The 21,617-nt window shown below is 70.3% G+C and carries 17 protein-coding genes; 10 read left to right on the plus strand and 7 right to left on the minus strand.

Translation table 11 applies throughout. From position 1 onward, the window contains the following. The first annotated feature begins 1 nt into the window (after position 1). Together AL346_RS06785 and gyrB are read left to right on the plus strand one after the other, a co-directional pair. Positions 2-625 carry a LysE family translocator gene (locus AL346_RS06785; protein WP_040405269.1) on the plus strand — a complete coding sequence of 208 codons (624 nt, stop codon included), beginning with the start codon at positions 2-4 and terminating at the stop codon, positions 623-625. A 156-nt stretch (positions 626-781) separates the two neighbouring features. Then, on the plus strand, positions 782-3,208 hold the full coding sequence (gene gyrB / locus AL346_RS06790; protein WP_019403825.1) for a DNA topoisomerase (ATP-hydrolyzing) subunit B: 2,427 nt from the start codon (positions 782-784) through the stop codon (positions 3,206-3,208). A gap of 57 nt (positions 3,209-3,265) precedes the next feature. Here the strand turns inward: gyrB and AL346_RS06795 are convergent, their stop codons facing one another. After that, the gene (locus tag AL346_RS06795) at positions 3,266-4,246 is read right to left on the minus strand and encodes an OmpA family protein (protein WP_019401227.1); all 981 of its coding nucleotides are present in this window, start codon (positions 4,244-4,246) and stop codon (positions 3,266-3,268) included. 448 nt (positions 4,247-4,694) lie between these two features. Between AL346_RS06795 and AL346_RS06800 the strand changes: the two genes are divergently transcribed. After that, positions 4,695-6,500, plus strand: coding sequence for an ABC transporter ATP-binding protein (locus AL346_RS06800; protein WP_053193441.1), 1,806 nt, complete (start codon positions 4,695-4,697; stop codon positions 6,498-6,500). 244 nt (positions 6,501-6,744) lie between these two features. Beyond that, on the plus strand, positions 6,745-8,604 hold the full coding sequence (locus AL346_RS06805; RefSeq protein ID WP_019401226.1) for an ABC transporter ATP-binding protein: 1,860 nt from the start codon (positions 6,745-6,747) through the stop codon (positions 8,602-8,604). Positions 8,605-8,625: 21 nt separating this feature from the next. On the opposite strand, the gene AL346_RS06810 is transcribed toward AL346_RS06805, so the two are convergent. Further along, positions 8,626-9,195 (minus strand): NUDIX domain-containing protein, encoded by a 570-nt coding sequence (locus AL346_RS06810; RefSeq protein ID WP_019401225.1) that lies wholly within the window; start codon positions 9,193-9,195, stop codon positions 8,626-8,628. A gap of 258 nt (positions 9,196-9,453) precedes the next feature. Here AL346_RS06810 and AL346_RS06815 point away from each other — a divergent pair, with 258 nt between their 5' ends. Next, positions 9,454-11,007: an ATP-binding protein gene (locus AL346_RS06815; RefSeq protein ID WP_019401224.1), complete on the plus strand. Its 1,554-nt coding sequence runs from the start codon at positions 9,454-9,456 to the stop codon at positions 11,005-11,007. 117 nt (positions 11,008-11,124) lie between these two features. After that, positions 11,125-12,474: an AmpG family muropeptide MFS transporter gene (locus AL346_RS06820; protein ID WP_019401223.1), complete on the plus strand. Its 1,350-nt coding sequence runs from the start codon at positions 11,125-11,127 to the stop codon at positions 12,472-12,474. Positions 12,475-12,480: 6 nt separating this feature from the next. Here AL346_RS06820 and AL346_RS06825 read toward each other — a convergent pair whose 3' ends face one another. Together AL346_RS06825 and AL346_RS06830 are read right to left on the minus strand one after the other, a co-directional pair. Then, on the minus strand, positions 12,481-13,569 hold the full coding sequence (locus AL346_RS06825) for a YeiH family protein (protein WP_245303226.1): 1,089 nt from the start codon (positions 13,567-13,569) through the stop codon (positions 12,481-12,483). Positions 13,570-13,687: 118 nt separating this feature from the next. Further along, complete coding sequence (locus AL346_RS06830; protein ID WP_019401221.1) at positions 13,688-14,584, minus strand: SMP-30/gluconolactonase/LRE family protein; 897 nt, start codon at positions 14,582-14,584, stop codon at positions 13,688-13,690. A gap of 657 nt (positions 14,585-15,241) precedes the next feature. Between AL346_RS06830 and exbB the strand changes: the two genes are divergently transcribed. The 3 genes from exbB to AL346_RS06845 are packed head-to-tail and all read left to right on the plus strand — an operon-like array spanning position 15,242 to position 17,446. Next, on the plus strand, positions 15,242-16,018 hold the full coding sequence (gene exbB / locus AL346_RS06835) for a tonB-system energizer ExbB (protein WP_371179628.1): 777 nt from the start codon (positions 15,242-15,244) through the stop codon (positions 16,016-16,018). A 12-nt stretch (positions 16,019-16,030) separates the two neighbouring features. Further along, positions 16,031-16,477, plus strand: coding sequence for a TonB system transport protein ExbD (gene exbD, locus AL346_RS06840; RefSeq protein WP_019401219.1), 447 nt, complete (start codon positions 16,031-16,033; stop codon positions 16,475-16,477). 3 nt (positions 16,478-16,480) lie between these two features. Then, entirely contained in the window at positions 16,481-17,446 is a 966-nt protein-coding gene (locus AL346_RS06845; RefSeq protein WP_019401218.1) for a TonB family protein, read from the plus strand. A gap of 26 nt (positions 17,447-17,472) precedes the next feature. Here AL346_RS06845 and AL346_RS06850 read toward each other — a convergent pair whose 3' ends face one another. The 3 genes from AL346_RS06850 to AL346_RS06860 form a co-directional block, all read right to left on the minus strand. Then, positions 17,473-18,600 carry an iron-containing alcohol dehydrogenase gene (locus AL346_RS06850; RefSeq protein ID WP_019401217.1) on the minus strand — a complete coding sequence of 376 codons (1,128 nt, stop codon included), beginning with the start codon at positions 18,598-18,600 and terminating at the stop codon, positions 17,473-17,475. A 45-nt stretch (positions 18,601-18,645) separates the two neighbouring features. After that, positions 18,646-19,002, minus strand: coding sequence for a hypothetical protein (locus tag AL346_RS06855; protein ID WP_019401216.1), 357 nt, complete (start codon positions 19,000-19,002; stop codon positions 18,646-18,648). 150 nt (positions 19,003-19,152) lie between these two features. Then, positions 19,153-19,980: a GGDEF domain-containing protein gene (locus AL346_RS06860; RefSeq protein ID WP_019401215.1), complete on the minus strand. Its 828-nt coding sequence runs from the start codon at positions 19,978-19,980 to the stop codon at positions 19,153-19,155. Between the two features lie 219 nt (positions 19,981-20,199). On the opposite strand from AL346_RS06860, the gene puuE reads away from it, so the two are divergent. Further along, a complete protein-coding gene (gene puuE, locus AL346_RS06865; protein WP_053193447.1) occupies positions 20,200-21,612 on the plus strand; it encodes an allantoinase PuuE in 1,413 nt (470 codons plus the stop codon). Positions 21,613-21,617 lie beyond the last annotated feature (5 nt).

Below are 21,617 nucleotides of genomic sequence, written 5' to 3' on the forward strand. Positions count from 1 at the left end.
CATGTCCGGTCTCGACCTCACGGGCCTTCTCGTCTTCGCCGGCGCGCTCACCGTGGCGGCCGCCTCGCCCGGCCCCGGCATCGCCGCGATCGTCGCGCGCGTGCTCGGCCGCGGCACGCAGGGAGCGGCCGCCTTCACGGCCGGCCTCGCCATCGGCGACGTCGTGTGGCTGACCTTCGCCGTGACGGGCCTCGCCGTCCTCGCCCAGACCTTCCACGGCGTCTTCCTCGTGGTGAAATACGCCGGCGCGGCCTATCTGCTCTATCTTGCCTGGAAACTGTGGAGCGCCCCGGCCGAAGCGCGCGAGATCGAGGCGGACCGCCGGCGCGAGCACCCGGTGAAGCTGTTCTTCGCCGGGCTCGCCGTCACCCTCGGCAACCCCAAGGTCATCGTGTTCTATCTCGCGCTCGTACCGAACATCGTCGACCTCGCCCGTCTCGACGCCGTGGGCTATGTCGAGCTCGTCGTCGTGACGCTGAGTATTCTCGCCGCGGTCTTCTCGGCCTATATCGTCCTTGCCGCCCGCGCGCGCCGCCTCTTCACGAGCGCTCAGGCGGTGCGCCTCGTCAACCGCGCCACCGGGACGGTGATGGCGGGCGCGGCCGTTGCGGTGGCGAGCCGTTGACGGGACGCATCGGAGCCAGGGCAAGGCTGCAAATGAGGCCGCGAAAGCGGCCGCAACACGTGCAATCGCCCGGTTGAGACACTAAATTTAACAGTCGAATCAAGCCTATCGCACGCCTCGCGTGCGGCTCAGGATCATTGACAGGATTATCGCCCCATGGCCGAACCCGCCCGCGACCTCAACCCCGACTCCTACGGCGCCGATTCCATCAAGGTGCTCAAGGGGCTCGATGCGGTGCGCAAGCGCCCGGGCATGTATATCGGCGACACCGACGACGGCTCGGGCCTGCACCACATGGTCTACGAGGTCGTCGACAACGCCATCGACGAAGCGCTCGCCGGCCATGCCACCGAGGTAACGGTGACGCTCAACGCCGACGGCTCCTGCACGGTGACCGACAACGGCCGCGGCATCCCGACGGACCTGCACGCCGAGGAGGGCATCTCGGCGGCCGAGGTCATCATGACCCAGCTGCACGCCGGCGGTAAGTTCGACCAGAACTCCTACAAGGTCTCGGGCGGCCTGCACGGCGTCGGCGTCTCCGTCGTCAACGCGCTGTCGAGCTGGCTGAAGCTGCGCATCTGGCGCAGCGGCAAGGAGCATTTCGTCGAATTCCACCACGGCGACGCCGTGGCCCCGCTCACGGTCGTCGGCGAGGCGGGCGACAAGCGCGGCACGGAGGTGACCTTCCTGCCGAGCCCTCAGACCTTCTCCATCACCGAATTCGACTATGCGACGCTGGAGCACCGGCTGCGCGAGCTCGCCTTCCTGAATTCGGGCGTGCGCATCGTCCTCACCGACAACCGCCACGCCGAGCGCAAGCGCGAGGAGCTGTGCTACGAGGGCGGCGTCGAGGCCTTCGTGCGCTACCTCGACCGTACCAAGAGCCCGCTCATCACCAAGCCGGTGGTGCTGCGCGGCGAGCGCGACGGCATCGGCGCCGAGATCGCCCTGTGGTGGAACGACAGCTACCACGAGACGGTGCTCGCCTTCACCAACAACATCCCCCAGCGCGACGGCGGCACGCATCTGGCCGGTTTCCGCGCCGCGCTGACGCGCCAGATCACGGGCTATGCCGAGACGAGCGGCCTCACCAAGAAGGAGAAGGTCTCGCTCACCGGCGACGACTGCCGCGAAGGCCTCACCGCCATCATCTCGGTGAAGGTGCCCGATCCGAAGTTCTCCTCCCAGACCAAGGACAAGCTCGTCTCCTCGGAGGTGCGCCCCGTGGTCGAGGGCATCATGAACGAGGCCCTGTCGACCTGGCTCGAGGAGAACCCCTCCGACGGCAGGACGGTGGTGAGCAAGGTCGTCGAGGCCGCCGCCGCCCGCGAGGCGGCGCGCAAGGCGCGCGAGCTGACGCGGCGCAAGGGCGCGCTCGACATCGCCTCCCTGCCCGGCAAGCTCGCCGACTGTCAGGAGCGCGACCCGGCCAAGGCCGAGCTCTTCATCGTGGAGGGCGATTCGGCCGGCGGCTCCGCCAAGCAGGGCCGCGCGCGCGAATATCAGGCCGTGCTGCCGCTGAGGGGCAAGATCCTCAACGTCGAGCGCGCGCGCTTCGACAAGATGCTGTCGAGCCAGGAGATCGGCACGCTGATCACCGCCCTCGGCACCGGCATCGGCCGCGAGGAATTCGCGCCCGACAAGCTGCGCTACCACAAGATCATCATCATGACGGACGCGGACGTGGACGGCTCCCACATCCGCACGCTGCTGCTCACCTTCTTCTTCCGCCAGATGCCGGAGCTGATCGAGCGCGGGCACCTCTACATCGCCCAGCCGCCGCTCTACAAGGTCACGCGCGGCAAGTCGCAGCAGTACCTGAAGGACGAGCGGGCGCTCGAGGACTATCTCATCGACGGCGGCCTCGAGGGCTCTCTCCTGCGGCTCGGCAACGGCGAGGAACGCGCCGGCGCCGACCTGCGCTCCCTCATCGAGGAGGCGCGCTTCGTGCGCCAGATGCTGGGCAGCCTGCACACGCGCTACAACCGCACCGTGGTCGAGCAGGCCGCGATCGCCGGGGCGCTACGCCCGCAGGTGGCGGAGGAGCCGGCGGAGGCCGAAGCGGCGGCGAGCTACATCGCCCGGCGCCTCGACGCCATCGCCGAGGAGACCGAGCGCGGCTGGGAAGGCCGGGCGGAAGCCGGCGGCTTCGTCTTCGCCCGCACCGTGCGCGGCGTGCGCCAGGCGGTGAGCCTCGACGCGGCGCTCCTCGCCTCCTCCGAGGCGCGCAAGCTCGACGAGCGCGCCGCGAGCCTGCAGGACGTCTATGCCAAGCCCGCCACCTTCGTGCGCCGCGGCGACGAGAAGGCGATCGACGGGCCCGTGGGCCTCTTCGACGCCGTCATGGCCGCCGGCCGCAAGGGCATCCAGCTGCAGCGCTACAAGGGCCTCGGCGAGATGAACCCGGACCAGCTCTGGGAGACGACGCTCGACCGCGAGAACCGCTCGCTCCTGCAGGTGAAGATCCGCGAGGTCGACGAGGCCGACGACATCTTCGTCAAGCTGATGGGCGACATCGTCGAGCCGCGGCGTGAGTTCATCCAGGAAAACGCCCTGTCGGTGGCAAACCTCGACGTGTGACTTTGGCGGCGGCTTGCGGGCGGCGCACGCCCGCAAGCCGGTCTCGCCTGCCGACCGTCAGCGGGCGACTTCGACCAGCGGCCCGACGACGGCCGAGCCGCCCGCCCCCACCTGGAAGTTCTTGCCGACATAGTCGAACGAGAACAGCTGAAGCTCTTTCCGGATCGGCACGCCCGAGGGCGAGTGCCGCCAGACGCTCGGCGCCTCGATCGTGGTGTGGATCGCCGTCACGCCGCGCGGCCCGATGACTCCGCCTCCGCCGATCGACGAGACCGTGCTCAGGCTGTCGCCCAATTCGTCCCAGGTGACGGGCAGCGGGGAAGTCAGCGGCTCGAAATCCATGTTGGTCCCGGCCGGGGAGGTCAGCAGCGTCTGCACCGCCTGCATCACCGGCCCGCCCTTCAGGCTCAGCGACTGGCCGAACCCGGCGCTCGGCGCGATATAGGCCCGCTGCTCGCCGGTCGTCCTGTTGCGGAAGACGAAGACGTTGAAGCCGATGACGACGCCCGGCAGGATGTTCGACACCGCGCCGCCCGGCGAGGCGACCGCCCAGTCCGAATAGCGCTGCCCGCCCGGCAGGGGCGGCAGGGGCCGCGGATTGGGCTTGATGTCCGGAGGCGGCGGCGGCGGCGGGATATCGCCGATGAAGATGTGGACCTCCACCGCGCGCATGTCGGCCGAATTGTCGCTTTCGGCCGCCTTGTAGCCTTCCTCGCCGCGCGCTTCCCAGAGCTCGATGGCGTTGAGGGCGCGATCGTCGAGGTCGCCGATGAACTTGAGGACCGCATTGGTCCGGTCGTTCGACAGGCGCTTGTTGTAGTTGGCGTCCCCGATCTTCGAGGCGAAGCCGATCAGCCACATGTGGAAGCCGGACTGGCTCTTCACATAGGCCATCTTCTCCGACAGCCAGCGCTTGTGCTGTCCCTCGAGCGCCGCGCTCCCCGTGTCGAAATCGATCAGCCGACCCTTGATATAGGCGTTCGATCGTACATAAGGCCCGACAACCTGTTCCCTGACCGGTGGCGTTTTCCTGGCCATGATGGTCCTCCCCTCCGGAGATGGCCGAAAGCAGGAACAGCTTAGCATCTGCCGCGACGGACGACGTGATCTCCCGCACCGGACGGCGGGGCCCGCCTGTGGCCCCGATGCCACGCCTTGCCGCTACTTGCGCTACTTCTGCCGGAGCGGACTTGCCCAAAAACTGATCACGCATTACAAAGGGCGCCCTTAACTCACCCCGCAGGAGGGCGGACATGACAGTTATCCGTCATACGCAGATGCCCTTTGCCATGCTGCGGGCGGGCGCCGGCATTTCTCCCGGCGGGCGCAAGCGCCGTTAGGTCGCGAGCGGCTTAGGCCGCCGACCCCACTTTCCACCTCCTATCCATTTCGGGACCGGGCCTTGGCCCGCGGGCCGTCGTGCGCGCGTCGCCGGCGCCTGCTTCCCTCATAAGGGCCGCCCGCGCCGCGCGGGCGTGATCGAACCGTGACCGCCGAACAGAACCGGCGCACGGGGGCTTTTCGCCCCGTGCTCGCCTTCCTCTGGCGCCGATGGCGATGCCATCCCGCCCTGCTCGCCGCCCTCATCGGCGGCCTCGTCGTCGCCACCGTCGCCGACGTGCTGGTGCCCGTCTTCGCCGGCCAGATCGTCGACGCCATCGCCCGCAGCGGCGAGACCGGACGCGAGGAGGCGCTCGGGGCCGCGCTCGTCGCGCTCGGCCTGCTCGCGCTCATGGGGCTCCTCGTGCTCGCCGGCCGCATGACGGGCATCCTCGCCATCATCGAGCTGACGCTGAAGGTCATGAGCCGCACCGGCTCGGATGCCTTCGAGCGCGTGCAGCGCTTCTCGTCGGACTGGCACGCCAACAGCTTCGCCGGCTCGACGGTGCGCCGCATCAGCCGCGGCATGTGGGCCATCGACCTCGTCGGCGACACCATCTTCATCGCCCTCCTGCCCTCGGCCATGGTGCTCCTGGGCGCGACGCTGCTGCTCGGCTGGCGCTGGCCGCAGATGGGTCTCCTCGTCGCCGCCGGCGGCGTGCTCTACGTCGTCCTCACCGTGCTCCTGTCGCTGCGCTGGGTGGCGCCCGCGGCCCGGCTGTCGAACAGCTGGGACACCAAGCTCGGCGGCGCCATGGCCGACGCCATCGGCGCCAATGCCGTGGTCAAGGCCTTCGGCGCCGAGACGCGGGAGGACGCGCGCCTCGCCGCCCTGATTGACAAGTGGCGCCGCCGCACCCGGCGCACCTGGCTGCGCAGCTCCGGCTCGGAGGCGCTGCAGATCGTCACGCTCCTCGCCCTGCGCATCGGCATCGTCGCCGTCGCCCTGTGGCTGTGGTGGCGCGACGAGGCGAGCGCCGGCGACCTCGCCACGGTGCTCACCATGTTCTTCATGGTGCAGGGCTACCTGCGCGACGTCGGCTACCACATCTCCAACCTGCAGCGCGGCGTCAACGAGATGGAGGAGCTGGTCGCCATGCACGACACGCCGCTCGGCGTGGAGGACATGGCCGATGCGAGGCCGCTGTCGGTCAAGCGCGGCGAGATCGTGTTCGAGCACGTCGATTTCCGCTACGGCGGCCATCCGACGCCGCTCTACCGCGACCTCAACCTCACCATAGCGCCGGGCGAGAGCCTCGGCCTCGTCGGCCCGTCCGGCTCGGGCAAGACGACGCTCGTCAAGCTCATCCAGCGCCTGCACGACGTCACCGGCGGCCGCGTGCTGATCGACGGGCAGGACGTGCGCCATGCGACGCAGGCCTCGCTGCGCGCCCAGATCGCCATCGTGCAGCAGGAGCCGGTGCTGTTCCACCGCTCGCTCGCCGAGAACATCGCCTATGCGAAGCCGGGGGCGACGATGGAGGAGATCCGGCGCGCGGCCGCGCTCGCCAATGCGGACGCATTCATCGACCGCCTGCCGCGCGGCTATGCGACGCTCGTCGGCGAGCGGGGCGTCAAGCTCTCAGGCGGCGAGCGCCAGCGCGTCGCCCTGGCGCGGGCCTTCCTCGCGGATGCGCCGATCCTCATCCTCGACGAGGCGACCTCGGCCCTCGATTCGGAGAGCGAGGCGGCGATCCAGCAGGCCATGGCGCGGCTGCTCAAGGGCCGCACGGCGCTCATCATCGCCCACCGCCTGTCGACGGTGCGCGCGGTCGACCGCATCCTCGTCTTCGACCACGGCGTCGTCGTCGAGGAGGGCAGTCACGAGGAGCTCGTGGCGCGCACCGGTGGCCTCTACCGCCGCCTGTTCGAGCGCCAGGCGCTGGAACTGACGGACGGCTGGCGGCCATGAGGCCGCCAGCCCGCGGAGCGGTGGCTTGATCTCAACCTTGGTCGAGGTCCTATAACGCCGCTCCGCCATGAACCACCCGCCTTCCGGCCATGCCGAACGGCGGGCGTGCAACGAAGCGCAGGAGCTACCATATGCCCTTGGCCATGCTCATCCCCGCCGCCTGAGGAAGCGGCAAGCAAGACCCCTTCCCGCTGCGGCGCGCGACCCTGCCAGCCGCAGCTCCACCGATTTCAGTCTGGACGCCATGTTCCGCTTCTTCGAAACCCTCGTCGATCCGTTCCCCAGGGCCGAGGCCGTCGCGCCGCCGCGCCGGCTGGTGCCGTTCGTGATGCACTATTCGCGCCCGGTGCTGCCCTGGCTGATCGTCATGGCGGTGCTGACGGCAGTGATCTCGATCATCGAGATCAGCTTCGTCGGCTTCATGGGCTCGCTGGTCGACTGGCTGGCCAAGGCGGACCGCGCCACCTTCTTCGAGACGCACGGATGGGCGCTCATCGGCATGGCGCTGCTCGTCGTCGTCGGCTTTCCGCTCGTCGTCCTCGCGCAGTCGCTCGTCACCCACCAGACCATCTTCGGCAATTATCCGATGATCGCGCGCTGGCTGACGCACCGCTACATCCTCGACCAGAGCATGGCCTTCTTCCAGGACGAGTTCGCCGGCCGCGTCTCGCAGAAGGTGATGCAGACGGCGCTCGCCGTGCGCGAGACGGTGATGAAGCTCATGGACGTTGCGGTCTATGTCGTCACCTATTTCCTCGGCGCGCTGTTCCTGCTCGCCAGCGCCGACCTGCTCCTGATGCTGCCGCTCGTCCTGTGGCTCCTCGCCTATGCCGGGCTCATGGTCTTCTTCGTCCCGCGGCTCAGGGCCATCTCGATGCAGCAGGCCAACGCCCGGGCCGAGATGACGGGCCGGGTGGTCGACAGCTACACCAACATCCAGACCATCAAGCTCTTCGCCCACACCCGGCGCGAACTCGACTACGCGCGCGACGCCATGGGCGGCTTCATGGACACGGTCTACCGGCAGATGCGGCTCGTGACCTGGCTCACGGTCGGGCTGCACACCACCAACGCGCTCCTGCTCGCCGGCGTCGCCGGCCTGTCGATCTACGCCTGGCACCAGTCGGCGCTGTCGATGGGCGCGATCGCCGTCGGCATCGCCATCGTGCTGCGCCTGCGCGGCATGTCCGACTGGTTCCTGTGGGAGGTCGCGGGGCTCTTCGAGCAGATCGGCACCGTGCAGGACGGCATGAACACCATCGCCCGGCCGACCGCCATCAAGGACCGGCCGGACGCGCGCGAGCTCGTCGTCTCCAGGGGCGAGATCCGCTTCGAGCACGTGCGCTTCAACTACGGGCGCGAGTCCGGCGTCATCGACGATTTGTCGCTCGTCGTGAGGCCCGGCGAGAAGGTCGGCCTCGTCGGCCGCTCGGGCGCCGGCAAGTCGACGCTCGTCAACCTGCTGCTGCGCTTCTACGATGCCGAGAACGGGCGCATCCTCATTGACGGCGAGGATATCGCCGCCGTCACCCAGGCGTCGCTGCGCCGGCAGATCGGCATGGTGACGCAGGACACCTCGCTGCTGCACCGCTCGATCCGCGACAACATCGCCTACGGCCGGCCGGAGGCGAGCGAGGAGGAGATCCGGGCGGCGGCACGCATGGCCCATGCCGATACGTTCATCGATGACCTCACCGATCCGTCGGGCCGCCGCGGCTACGACGCCCATGTGGGCGAGCGCGGCGTCAAGCTGTCGGGCGGCCAGCGCCAGCGCATCGCCATCGCCCGCGCGCTCCTGAAGGACGCGCCGATCCTCGTGCTGGACGAGGCGACCTCCGCCCTCGATTCGGAGATCGAGGCGGCCATCCAGGAGCAGCTCTATGCCCTGATGGAGGGCAAGACGGTGATCGCCATCGCCCATCGCCTGTCGACCATCGCGGTGCTCGACCGGCTCGTCGTCATGGACGGCGGCCGCATCGTCGAGACCGGCACGCACGAGGAGCTCTTGGCCCGCGGCGGCCTCTACGCCGCCCTGTGGCATCGCCAGTCCGGCGGCTTCCTCGGCATCGAGACGGACGAGGCGAGCGAGACGGCACCGGCCTGAGGCGTCACCGGCCCGAGGCCTTCACCGGGGCGCGAACAGCTCCGGCCGCCGCAGGCGCAGCGTCTGCAAGAGGGCGAAGGTCTTGAGGTCGGTCAGCCTGCCCTCGTCAGCCATCACGGCGAGGGTGGCGAGCGGCAGCTCGTGGACGGTGATGCGCTCACCGTCCTCGTCGAGCCCGCCGCCGTCCTCGACCCGGTCGGCCTCGCGGTATTCGGCGAGGAAGAGCGAGCAGCGCTCGGTGGAGAGGCCCGGCATCGTCCAGGCACGCACCACATTGACGAGCCGGTCGAGCCGGACGCCCGTCTCCTCCAGCACCTCGCGCCGGGCGCAGGCCGCGGGCTCCTCTCCCTCCTCGAGCCCGGCCGGCACCTCGAGCACCCTGTCGCCGCCCTCACGCAGGATGGGCGCACGGCATTGGCTCGTGAGCAGCGCCACGCCGCGCTCCGGGTCGAAGGCGAGCACCGCCACGGCCGTGCCGTGATTCTCCACTTCGCGGTGGATGACGAAACCGTCCTCGAAACGGATCGTGGCGACCTCCACCGTCGTCCAGCCGTCATAGACGATATGCGTTTCCTCGATACGTGCCGTCATGTCGCCTTCCCTGAGCCATCCTGCGACCGCCGCCCGGCCACGGCGATCATCGTTCACCACGACTTTGACGCGAACGCGACAGGAATCGCGTCTCATTACGACATGTTGCGCCTGCCTCCCACCAGCTTCGGCCCTTTGGCAGGCGCTGCCGGTCTTGGCGCGCCTTGCCTCAGGCAGCTATTGATGGGCCGCGCGCTCGCGGGTGCGAATCGCACGGGACCGGTCGCCGGATGGCCGGGAGCCGAAACGAGGAGTGGGATGAAGGTCGGGATCGACATGGGGGTGACGCAGGCGGGCACATCCGCCCTGCTCGATCTCGAGGAGCTGCTCGCGACGCGCCTGCTCGTGCAGGGCAATTCCGGCTCCGGCAAGTCGCACCTCCTGCGCCGCCTGCTGGAGCAGAGCGCCCAGTGGGTGCAGCAGGCCGTGATCGATCCCGAGGGCGACTTCGTCACCCTGGCCGACCGCTTCGGCCATGTGGTCGTCGATGCGAGCCGCAGCGAGAACGACCTGACCCGCATCGCCGCACGCGTGCGCCAGCACCGCGTCTCCGTCGTCCTCAACCTCGAGGGCCTCGACTCCGAGATGCAGATGCGCTGCGCCGCCGCCTTCCTCGGCGGCCTCTTCGACGCCGAGCGCGACTATTGGTATCCGATGCTCGTCATCGTCGACGAGGCGCAGCTCTTCGCCCCGGCGGCCGCCGGTGAGGTGTCGGACGAGGCGCGCAAGGTCTCGCTCGGCGCCATGACCAACCTGATGTGCCGCGGCCGCAAGCGCGGCCTCGCCGGCGTCATCGCCACCCAGCGCCTCGCCAAGCTCGCCAAGAACGTCGCGGCGGAAGCCTCGAACTTCCTCATGGGGCGCACCTTCCTCGACATCGACATGGCGCGCGCCGCCGACCTCCTCGGCATGGAACGCCGCCAGGCCGAGATGTTCCGCGACCTCGACCGCGGCCGCTTCGTCGCCCTCGGCCCGGCCCTGTCGCGCCGGCCGCTGCCGGTGACCATCGGCGCCGTCGAGACGAGCGCCCGCAGCGGCAGCCCGCGGCTCCTGCCCCTGCCCGAGCAGCCGCCCGAGGATGCGCACGAGCTGATCTTCACGCCCGCAGAGCCCGAGCCCGTGCGCCCGCCGCCGCGCCGGCCCGTCGCACCGCCGCCGCCCTCGACCAACGACATCCTCGCCCAGCTCGTGCGTGCAAGGCCCGAGCCGCCGGCGCCGAGCGAGCCGGCCGAGCCGCCGATGCCGCCCGCCGAGCGCGACGCGCTGATCGACGCCGTGCTCGCGGAAGTGCTCGCCGACCCCGATTCGGCCTTCCGCTCCATCGCCGTGCTCTACCAGGACTTCCTCGTGCGCTGCCGCATCCGCCGGGTGCCCGGCGCACCGCCGGACCTGCCGGCCTTCCGCCGCCGCCTCGCCATGGCGCGCGCCGGCATCGATGCGCAGAGCGCCGCCGAGGAAGGTCCCTGGCATGCGGCGGTCTCGCTGGCGGCGACCTTGCCGGAGGACATGCACGGCGTCTTCCTGATGCTCGCCCGCGCCGCCCACGACGGCGCCCCCTGCCCCTCGGATGCCGCGGTCGCCCGCGCCTACGGCACGCATTCGGCCGGCCGGGCGCGCCGCCTCATCGCCTATATGGAGGAGCGCGGCGTCATCGTCTGCCGCAACGACTTCCGCAACAACCGGGTCATGGCCTTTCCCGATCTCGGCTGGGAGACGGCCCCCGGCGACCCGAACGGGCCCGATGCGGCCTTTGGCAGCGAGACGAGCGTGGAGGCCGGCCCCGAAGAAACCTCAGCCGCCGGCGCCGCATAGTTAACGGAAAGTCAACGGGATCGGGCGCACCCTCGCCATCATTGCTGCTATGCTGGCCGTGGCCGGCGGTCGCCGCTGTCCGGCGGACAGCGAGCGACGAGACACCGGAATGATGCCGTGACGAAGACCGAGCGCCCCCGCCTCAGCCTCGCCGCCCTCCTCTCGGACGGGCGCCTCGCCATCATGCTGGCGCTCGGCTTCAGCGCCGGCCTGCCCTTCCTCCTCGTCTTCAGCACCCTGTCGGCCTGGCTGCGCGAGGCCGGCATCTCGCGCACCGACATCGGCCTTCTGAGCTACGTCGCCCTCGCTTACAGCTTCAAGTTCGTCTGGGCGCCCGTGATCGACCGGCTCGACGTGCCGGTGCTGTCGGGCCTCGTCGGCCGGCGCCGGGCTTGGATGCTGACGGCCCAGGGCGGCATCGCGCTCGGCCTCGTCGGCATCGCCATGAGCGATCCGGGAACGAGCCTCGGCTTCACCGTCGTCTGCGCGCTCGTCGTCGCCTTCTTCTCGGCCACGCAGGACGTCGTCATCGACGGCTGGCGCATCGACGCCGCCCCCACCGAGCGGCAGGGCATGATGTCGGCCGCGTACCAGCTCGGTTATCGTCTCGCCCTCATCTGCGCCGGCGCGGGCGCGCTCTACATCGCCGATTTCGTCGACTGGCGCAGCGCCTACCTCGCCATGGCCGCGGTCATGGCCGTCGGCGTCGGCGCGAGCCTCCTCGCCCCCAATCTCGACATCGGCCGCGAGCGCGCCGCGCCGAAGGGCACCTCCTTCCTGGCGCGCGCCCAGGAGATGGTGGTCGAGCCCTTCGCCGACCTTGCCCGCCGCAAAGGCCCGATGATCGTCGCCATCCTCATCCTCGTCGCGCTCTTCCGCCTGCCGGATTTCGTCGCCGGCGTGATGGCCAACCCGCTCTACATCGACCTCGGCTTCTCCAAGTCCGAGATCGCCAGCGTCTCCAAGCTCTACGGCGTGTGGATCGGCATCCTCGGCGCCTTTGCCGGCGGCATCGCGGCGACCCGCCTCGGCCTGTGGACCACCCTGCTCATCGGCGCCGTCAGCGCCGCTGCCTCGAACCTGATGTTCGCCTGGCTGGCGCTCGAGGGGCACAACCTCAATCTCCTGATGCTCAGCATCAGCCTCGACAACTTCGCCGGCGGCTTTGCCGGAACAGCGCTGATCGCCTACATGTCGAGCCTGACCTCGCCCGCCTTCGCCGCGACCCAATATGCGCTGCTGAGCTCGCTCTACGCCCTGCCCGGCAAGGTCGTCGGCGGCCTCTCCGGCTACATGGTGGACAGCTTCGGCTACCCGACCTTCTTCATCCTCACCGCCGCCATCGGCATCCCGACGACGCTGCTGTGCATCGCCCTCAGGGGCAGCATGGCGGAGGAGAAGGAGGACGAGGAGGCGAGCGCCGTGCCGGCCGGTGCCCCGGCCCCCACGCCCGCGGCGCGCGGCTGAGGCGCGTCAGCCGAGAAGCGCGAGCCCCGCGACCGAGACGGCGAGGATGACGAGCGTCACGCCGGTGACGATGACGACATGCCGCCAGCCGAGGCTCGCCAGCGCCCGCGGCGACGTGCCGAGGCCGAGCGCGGCGATGGCGAGCAGCAGCCCGGCGCGCGAGGCCTCGTTGAGCACCGCCGTGACCGGGCCGGGCAGCAGGGCGTAGCTGTTGACGAGGACGAGCGCCAGGAAGACGAGCGCGAAGACCGGCACGGGCACGCGCGCCCGCGCCGTGCTGCCGCCCTGGCTCGCGAAATAGAAGGCGACGGCGAGGACGACCGGCAGAAGCAGGAAGACGCGGAAGAGCTTGACCACCACCGCCGTATTGCCCGCCGCCTCCGACACCGCATAGCCCGCGCCGGCGACCTGGGCGACATCGTGGATCGCCGCCCCGAGGAGGGCGCCGGTCATGCGGTCGTCGAAACCGAGGAAGGCCGCGAGCGGCGGGTAGAGCAGCATGGCGAGCGTCGCCAGGGCGTTCACCGCCACGACCACGAAGGCGACGTCAGCTTCCCTTTCCTTGTAGTCCGGCAGCACGCTGACCGTGGCGAGGGCCGCCGAGGCGCCGCAGACGGCCGTGGCGCTGCCGACGAGCGCGCCATAGGCGTCGCTGCGGCCGAAAAGGCGCGCCAGCCACACGCCCGAGACGAGCGTCGCCGCCATGCCGGCGACGACCACAACCATGACCTGCCAGCCGAGGCCGAGGACGTCGCCGACGGCGATCTTCAGGCCGAGCAGGGCGACGGCCCAGCGCAGCACCTTCTTGACGCAGAAGGTGAGGCCCGGCCTGAAGACCGACCGCTGCGCCACAGGATTGAGCAGGATGCCGACGACGAGCGCCAGCACCATCGCCGGCAGCCCGGCCGTGGCGCCGAAGAGGGCGGCGGCAAGGCGCGCCGCGATGGGCTCGAGCAGCGTCGCGACGACGGCGACCGCCGCCGCGAGCAGGATCCCCGGCAAGACATCGGCGAGGCCGCCCATGCGCCCGTTCAGGCGCCCGCGCGCGGGGCGCGACGAAGCTTCGGCGGTCGATCCGGAGGTGGAGGCGGTCATGAACGGGGCACCGGCTGCAATCGGCCCTCTCTAGCGCTGCCCGCCGCCGCCGGGAACGGCGGAAGGCGGGCAACGCCCATGCGCCAGCCGCGTATCATGCGCCAGCCGCGCATCGCGCTCAGCGCACCGGCCGGCGGAACAGCGGCTCCGGCAGGCCGGGCACCGGCACGCGCATGGAGAAGATGCCGCCGGACTGCGGCAGGCGCGCGAGTTCCTCCTCCGGCCGCCCGTCCCGCGCCGAGGTGACGAAGATCGTCTGCAGGTCCGCCCCGCCGAAGGCGATCATGGTCGGGCACTGGGCGGGCACCGGATATTCGGCGAGGAGCTCGCCCTGCGGCGAATAGCGCTGGATGCGACCGCCCTCGAAGAGGGCCGTCCAGTAGCACCCCTCGATGTCCACCGCCGCGCCGTCGGGCCGGCCCCGGTCGGCCTCCGTCGGCGTCAGGCGCACCCATTCCTCGCGGTCGGCGAATTCCCCGGTCTCGATGTCGTAGCGCTGGCGATAGACGGTGAAGGCGGGCGTGTCGGAATGATAGAGCCAGGTTCCGTCGGGGCTGAAGGCGAGGCCGTTCGAGGTGAGCAGGCCGCCGACGAGGGGCACGAGGCCGCCCTCGTCGAAGCGGTAGAGATGCGCCTTGCCGCCGGCCTTGGGCTCGTCGATGGTGCCGACGAGGAAACGCCCCGCAGGGTCCGTGCGCCCGTCGTTGAAGCGGCTCACGGCATGGTCCTCGGGATTGGCGGCGAGGCACTCGCGCACCGTCCCGTCCGCCTCGACGAAGAAGAGCCCCGTGCGCAGCGCCGCGATGAAGCCGCCGCCCTCGACGAGCACCACCGAACCGATGTCCTCGGGCATCGCCATGGCCTCGTCCACGCCCGTCGCGGGGTCGAAGCGATGCAGGGCCCGGCCCTTGATGTCCACCCAGTAGAGAGCCTGCTCCGCCACGGACCAGACCGGGCTTTCGCCGAGGCGGGCGCGTGCGTCGAGCACGCAGGTGAAGGGTGAACCCTCGCTCATGTGGTTTCGCTCCTTTTTGTTGATCTTCTCAATAGGGCAGTCGCCGCCCCCGCGCACCGTTTTTCGCCGCGCTTTTCACTTTGCGCATAGCAGCGACGCATTCAGCGCCGAGGTGAAGCCGCTTGCTGCAAAACGGCGCTTGGCAATAAGAAGTCCTCCGTAATTCATCTCGCTCTCTCCTTCTTTGGAATTATTTTAATTTAGATTTTTCGATTTTTACTTGCCATCTACCGTCTGTCTATTGCAGCAAAGCACATATGCATGCCTGTCCCTTGGCGACCGCGGCAGGCGAAAACAGACCGACAGCGAACGAGGCCGGACATGACAGCAACTCAGCCGCATGCTGGGCGCGAGGCACGCCGATGGATCGCCTCGCACACGGCCGGCGCCGCGATGCGTCGCCTCGCCATCGTTTTTGTTTTCGGCGCGCTCTCGATCGCAGCCGCCGAGGCGCAGCAGGAAGCGACGCAGCCCGGCGCTGCTGCCCCCGCGCAACAGGAAACCGCGCCGCAGGCGACTGCCCCTCGTGCGGAAGCGGCTCCCCCTACCGAGGCTGCGCCGCAGGCCGGGCCGGCGGCGGATCAGCCTGTCGCGACCGAAGGAGCGGAGCCTGCGGCAACGCCCCCGGCGATCCCCCCCGCCGGGGCGAGTACTGCTGTGAACGAGGCCACGACCATGGGGGCGACGGCCCTCTTGCCGCACGACCTGTCGCCCTGGGGCATGTTCATGGCGGCCGACTGGGTCGTCAAAGCGGTCATGATCGGCCTTGCCTTCGCCTCGGTCGTCACCTGGACCGTGTGGCTCGCCAAGACGCTCGAACTGGCGGCCGCCCGGCGCGCCGCCCGGCGGGTCAATGCCGCGCTCGCCCGGGCCGCGACGCTGGACGACGCCCTCGAGGCGGTCTTCGACCGTGATCGCATCGCCGCGCGCAGCCCGGCGGCGAACCTGCCGCGGGCGGCGCAGGGCGAGGTGGAGCGCTCCGGCGCCATGCCGGCCGACGGCATCAAGGAGCGCGTCGCCATCTCCATCGCCCGCATCGAGGCCAATGCGGCCCGGCGCATGACGCGCGGCACCGGCCTCCTCGCCACCATCGGCGCCACGGCCCCCTTCGTCGGCCTCTTCGGCACCGTCTGGGGCATCATGAACTCCTTCATCGGCATCTCGCAGGCGCAGACGACCAACCTCGCCGTGGTGGCGCCCGGCATCGCCGAGGCGCTGCTCGCCACGGCCATCGGCCTCGTTGCCGCCATCCCGGCGGTCATCATCTACAACGCCTTCACGCGCTCCATCGGCGGCTACAAGGCCCTCCTCGCCGATGCCGGCAGCGAGGTGATGCGCCTCCTCTCGCGTGATCTCGACCGTCGCGACCTTGCCGCCCAGGGACGGCGCACGAACCTGCGCGCCGTCTCCGGCCTGCCCGCCGCGGCGGAATGAACAGGCATCACCATGGCCGTCCAGCTCAACCACGGGGATGACGATCTCGCCGAGACGCACGAGATCAACGTCACGCCGTTCATCGACGTCATCCTCGTCCTGCTCATCATCTTCATGGTGGCGGCGCCGCTCGCCACCGTCGACGTGCCGGTGGACCTGCCGGTGTCGAACGCCGCCCAGCAGCCGCGCCCCGACCGGCCGCTCTATCTCACCATCAAGGCGGACCTCGGCCTCACCCTCGGCGAGGAGACGGTGACGCGCGAGCGCCTCGCCGCCGCGCTCGATAGGGCGACGGACCGCAACCGCGAGGAGCGCATCTTCCTGCGCGCCGACCAGGCCGTGGCCTACGGCGACGTCATGCAGGTGATGAACGCGCTGCGCGCCGCCGGCTATCTCAAGGTGGCGCTCGTCGGGCTGGAGCAGGCGGCAGCCGCCGCGGCGCCCACGGCGAGCCCCTGACGGATGCATCACCCCGGCTTCACCGCTGCGGAACATCCGGGCCGGCAGGCGTTGCGCTGGACGCTCGCCGGCGCCGTGGTGCTGGCCGTGCACGGCCTCGTCGCCATCGGCCTGCTGCGCTCGGCCATGCCGTTCCAGGATCCCGGCGAGCCGCCGGCGGCGGTCATGGTCGACCTCGCGCCGCTCGCCGCCGCCCCGCCGAGCGAGGCGAGCGACGAGGACACGACACCGGGCGAGGACGCCGACACGCAGCCGACGGAGACCGAGGAGGACCAGCCCAAACCGGCCGAGCCCGTTCCGGAAGAGCCCCGGCCGGAAGAGCCGGCCGAGCAGCCGCCACCGGAGCCTCTGCCCGATCCCGTCGTCGAGCTGCCGGAGCCGGCGCCGACGCCCGATTTCGCCGAGCTGGTGACGCCGGCCGAGGTTGCGACGCTCGATGTGCCGCCGCCGCCGGATGTGCCGACGCCGCAGGTGACGCTGCCGGCCCCGACGCCGCCGCAGCGCCCGCCGGAGCTGACCCCGCCCGAGAAGCCGAAGACCGCAGCCGTCCAGCCCAGGGTCGAGCGTCGGCTCCCGCCGCCGCAGCAGCGGCGCACGCGCGGCAGCCTGGCGCCGCAGGAGAACGAGGCCGCCGCGCCGGCCGCGCCGCGCGAAGGCTCGGCCCCCGTGTCGGGCCAGACGAAGATGGAATGGGCCGGCAAGGTCGTGGCGCACCTGCGCCGCCACATGCGCTATCCCGACCGCGCCCGCGCCGGCACCGTGACCGGCTCCGCCCAGGTGCTGCTGCGGCTCGACGCGGCGGGCAACGTGCTCGGCGTGCGCATCGCGGCGAGCAGCGGCTCGCCCATCCTCGACGCGGCCATCATCGACGGCGCCAGGAACGCGAGCCCCGTGCCCTCCCCGCCGCCGGCCATGATGCGGCAGGCGACGCTCAACGTGCGCGTGCCGATCAACTTCACCCTGCGCTGACCGGCGCGCAGGTCAGACCATCCGGATCAGACCATCACCTCGCGCAGTAGCGCCATGTAGTCGTCGCCGGTCGCCGCGCGCGGATTGGTGGCATTGCTGTGGTCGGCGAGGGCCTTCTCGACGATGCCCGGCAGCATGGCCTCCGTGACGCCGAGCGTCCTCAAGCCCGCCGGGATTTTGAGGCGCCGGTTGAGCGCATCGAGCTCGGCGGCGAGATCCGCCTCCGCCGGCAGGCCGAGCGCCGCCTTGATGCGCGCAAGCTTGTCGCCGACATGGCCGGCGTTGAAGCGCACCACCGGCGGCATCAGGATGGCGTTGAGCGTGCCGTGATGCAGCGACGGCTCCTTGAGGCTGCCGAGCGCATGGCTCAGCGCATGCACGGCGCCGAGACCCTTCTGGAAGGTGAGGCCACCCTCGAGCGCGCCCATCATCAGTTCGGTGCGCGCCGCAAGGTCGGAGCCGTCGGCGACGGCCCGCTCCAGGTTGCGCCAGATGCGGCCGGCGCCGTCGAGGGCGATGGCCTCGGCCGGCGGATTGTCGCGCGGCGACAGGAAAGTCTCGATGCAATGCGACAGCGCGTCGAGCCCCGTCGCCGCCGTCAGACCCGGCGGCAGGCCGAGCGTCAGCTCCGGATCGCACAGGGCGAGCCGCGGGATGAGATGCTGGCTGATGATGCCCACCTTGCGCCCGTCGGCCAGCGTCATCAGGCTGGCGCGGCCCACCTCCGCACCGGTGCCGGCCGTCGTCGGGACGGCGACGAGCGGCGCGACCGCCGCCGTGATATGGGCCATGCCGCCGTCGATGGCGGCATAGCGCGCGAGCGGCGCCGGATGCGTGGCGAGCAGCCCCACCGCCTTGGCGAGGTCGATGGGCGAGCCGCCGCCGAGCGCCACGAGTCCGTCGCAGCCTTCCGCCTTGTAGAGCGCGAGCGCGGCGAGCGCCGCCTCCTCGGTCGGGTTGGTCGGCACGTCGAGGAAGACCGGCGTGCCGGCCGGGCAGAGCGCCCCGACGCGCTCGACGAGCGGCGTCGCCGCAAGGCCGCGGTCGCTGACGAGGAGCGGACGCCGGATGCCGAGGGCGGCGAGGCTGTCCGCCAGCCTGGCGAGGCTGCCCGGCCCGAATTCCGTCGTCGTCAGATAAGAGATGATGCCCACTATTTTCCCCGTTTCCTCTTGTGTCTTGCCGTGCGGGCCCGCCGGTCAGCCCGGATCAGCCGCCGCATCGGCCGCGAGGTCGAGCCGCCCCTCGACGACGGCCCGCCCCTTGATGGTGACGCCGGGATCGAGCCCGGCGCACAGGAACCAGAACGCATGGTCGCCGGCCGGCACGGCAAGATCGAGGTCGATCCGCAGCCGGTCGCTGACCACCGCGGCGGCATGCACCACCCGGTCGTCATTCCAGACGATGGCATAGCCGATCTGCCGGCGCGGCATCGGTTCGTCGAGCTCCAGCGTCAGCCGCTCGTAACGCAGGGGCAGCAAGGAATAGTCGACACATTCGTGCGCAATGCGCCCGTATTCGTCGACCTCCACGGAGAACGAAGCCTCGAAACGCATACCGACACCACGACCCGACTGAACGCCACATGACGCAACATGCAATTCTACCAGCGAAACATGATTCGTGCCGCTGGCGCAGAGCCGCCAATGCATGGCAGCCATCGCGTGACGTCTCTTAAACAGGAATGTCGCGGATCGCGCCGCCGTTCAGCCTGCCGCGACCTCGGCAGGCGTTGCCGCGAAGCGGATCGCCGCACCGCCCGCGGCCTTGGCGGCATAGAGCGCGGCATCGGCATCGCGCATCAGATCATCGACGACCGCGCCGGCAATCGGACAGACGGCGACGCCGACGGCCGCGGAAACGGCATGGCGCGTGCCGTCGAGCACGATCGGTTCCGCAATGACCTCGACGAGCCGCCGGGCGATGGCCTCGGCATCCTCGCGACCGGCGATATGCGGGCAGAGCACGGCGAACTCGTCCCCGCCGAGCCGGCTGAGGGTGGCCTCCCGCGGCAGCGCGCCGCCGAGGCGCTGCGCCACGACGACGAGCAGCCGGTCGCCGACCGGGTGGCCGTGCCGGTCGTTGATCGCCTTGAAGCCGTTGAGGTCGATCAGCATGAAGGCGAGGGTGGCGCCGCCCCGCTCCGGCCGCTGCCGCACCTCCTCGAAGGCCCGGCTCAGCACGCGCCGGTTGGGAAGCCCGGTCAGCGGGTCGAGCATGGCGAGATGCTCGGCCTGCCGTGCCCGCTCCTCCGCCGCGACCCGCCGCGCCTCTTCACGGCGTTGTTCGGCGAGCCGGCGCAGCGAGAACAGGAAGAGCACGATGCTGAGGATGAGGCCGAGCAGCAGCGCCTCGTCGATCTCGATCTTCTTCTCCACCGGATCGGTGACATAGCCGCTCGTGAAGATGTCGAAGTGCCAGGCGACCAGCACCGCGAGCGCCATGGCGGACACCAGCAGGAAGAGATCCTGCAGCGTGCTGCGCAGATGCCAGTCCGACGGCCTGATGCCGCCGTGGATCGCGGGCGTGCTCACGGGGGTCGCTACCTCATGCGGCGGGATCGCTGTCCCTGCACTTCGTCACTACAGCAGAGTGCAGCGCTTGCCAAAGAGGCGTGCGCGGAAATCGGGCGGCCGCGACAGCCGGCCGCGCCCGCACCCCCCGTTGATTTCCGCCGCGGCCCGATGCTTGCTTGGTGCCGGGCACGGCCTCCCGGCCGCCCCTCCCGCCGCTATCTCCGGAGCCTTTCCACCATGACGAGCCCCTATCCCCGCGACATGATCGGCTACGGACGCCACACGCCCGATCCCGTCTGGCCGAACGGGGCGGCGATCGCGGTGCAGTTCGTCCTCAACTACGAGGAAGGCGGCGAGAACAACATCCTGCACGGCGACGCGGCCTCGGAGGCCTTCCTGTCCGAGATCGTCGGCGCCCAGCCCTGGCCGGGGCAGCGCCACATGAACATGGAGTCGATCTACGAATACGGCTCCCGCGCCGGCTTCTGGCGCCTGTGGCGCATGTTCACCCGCCGCGGCCTGCCGGTGACGGTCTATGGCGTCGCCACCGCGCTGGCCCGCAACCCCGAGGCCGTCGCGGCCATGCAGAAGGCGGATTGGGAGATCGCCAGCCACGGCCTCAAGTGGATCGAGTACAAGGATTTTTCGAAGGAGGAGGAGCGCGCCCACCTCCACGAGGCGCTCGAGCTGCACGAAGAGGTGACGGGCGCGCGCCCGCTCGGCTGGTACACCGGCCGCTGCTCGGCCTTCACCACCGACCTCGTCATGGAGGAGGGCGGCTTCCTCTATTCGTCCGATTCCTACGCCGACGACCTGCCGTACTGGGTCGAGGGGCCGCACGGGCCGCACCTCGTCATCCCCTACACGCTCGATGCCAACGACATGCGCTTTGCCGCCGCGCAGGGCTTCAATTCCGGCGACCAGTTCTTCGCCTATCTCAAGGACAGCTTCGACACCCTCTATGCCGAGGGCCTCGAAGGCGCGCCGAAGATGCTCAACATCGGCCTGCACTGCCGCCTCGTCGGCCGGCCGGGCCGCGCCGCGGCGCTCGCCCGCTTCCTCGACTATGTCGCCGCGCATCCGCGCGTGTGGGTGCCGCGCCGCATCGACATCGCCCGCCACTGGTACGTGAACCACCGCCCGGCCGGCCTCGTGCCGAGCCGCCTCTCCGCCCCGCGCTTCACCGCGCTCTACGGCGACGTCTTCGAACATTCCCCCTGGATCGCCGAGGAGACGCACCGGCGCGGCCTCACCGCCGCCCAGGACAGCGCCGAGGGCCTGCACGCGGCCATGTGCACCGTCCTGGCGCATGCCCCGCGCGAGAAGAAGCTCGCCCTCATCCAGGCCCACCCGGACCTCGCCGGCCGCCTGAAGGCCGCCGAGCTCGCCCCCGATTCCCGCCGCGAACAGGCCGGCGTCGGCCTCGACCGCCTGACGGCCGAAGAGAAGACGACCTTCCTCGCCCTCAACGACGCCTACAAGGCCCGCTTCGGCTTCCCCTTCATCATGGCCGTGAAGGGCCGGACCAAGGAGGAGATCCTGGAGGCTTTTCAGGCGCGGATCGCGAACACGCCGGAAGCGGAGTTCTCGACGGCGATGGCGGAAATCGAGCGGATCGCGTTGCTGCGGTTGAGGGAGAGGGTGGGGTGATGTAC

The sequence above is a fragment of the Chelatococcus sp. CO-6 genome, from assembly GCF_001271345.1.
In the GTDB taxonomy this organism is placed as follows: domain Bacteria; phylum Pseudomonadota; class Alphaproteobacteria; order Rhizobiales; family Beijerinckiaceae; genus Chelatococcus_A; species Chelatococcus_A caeni.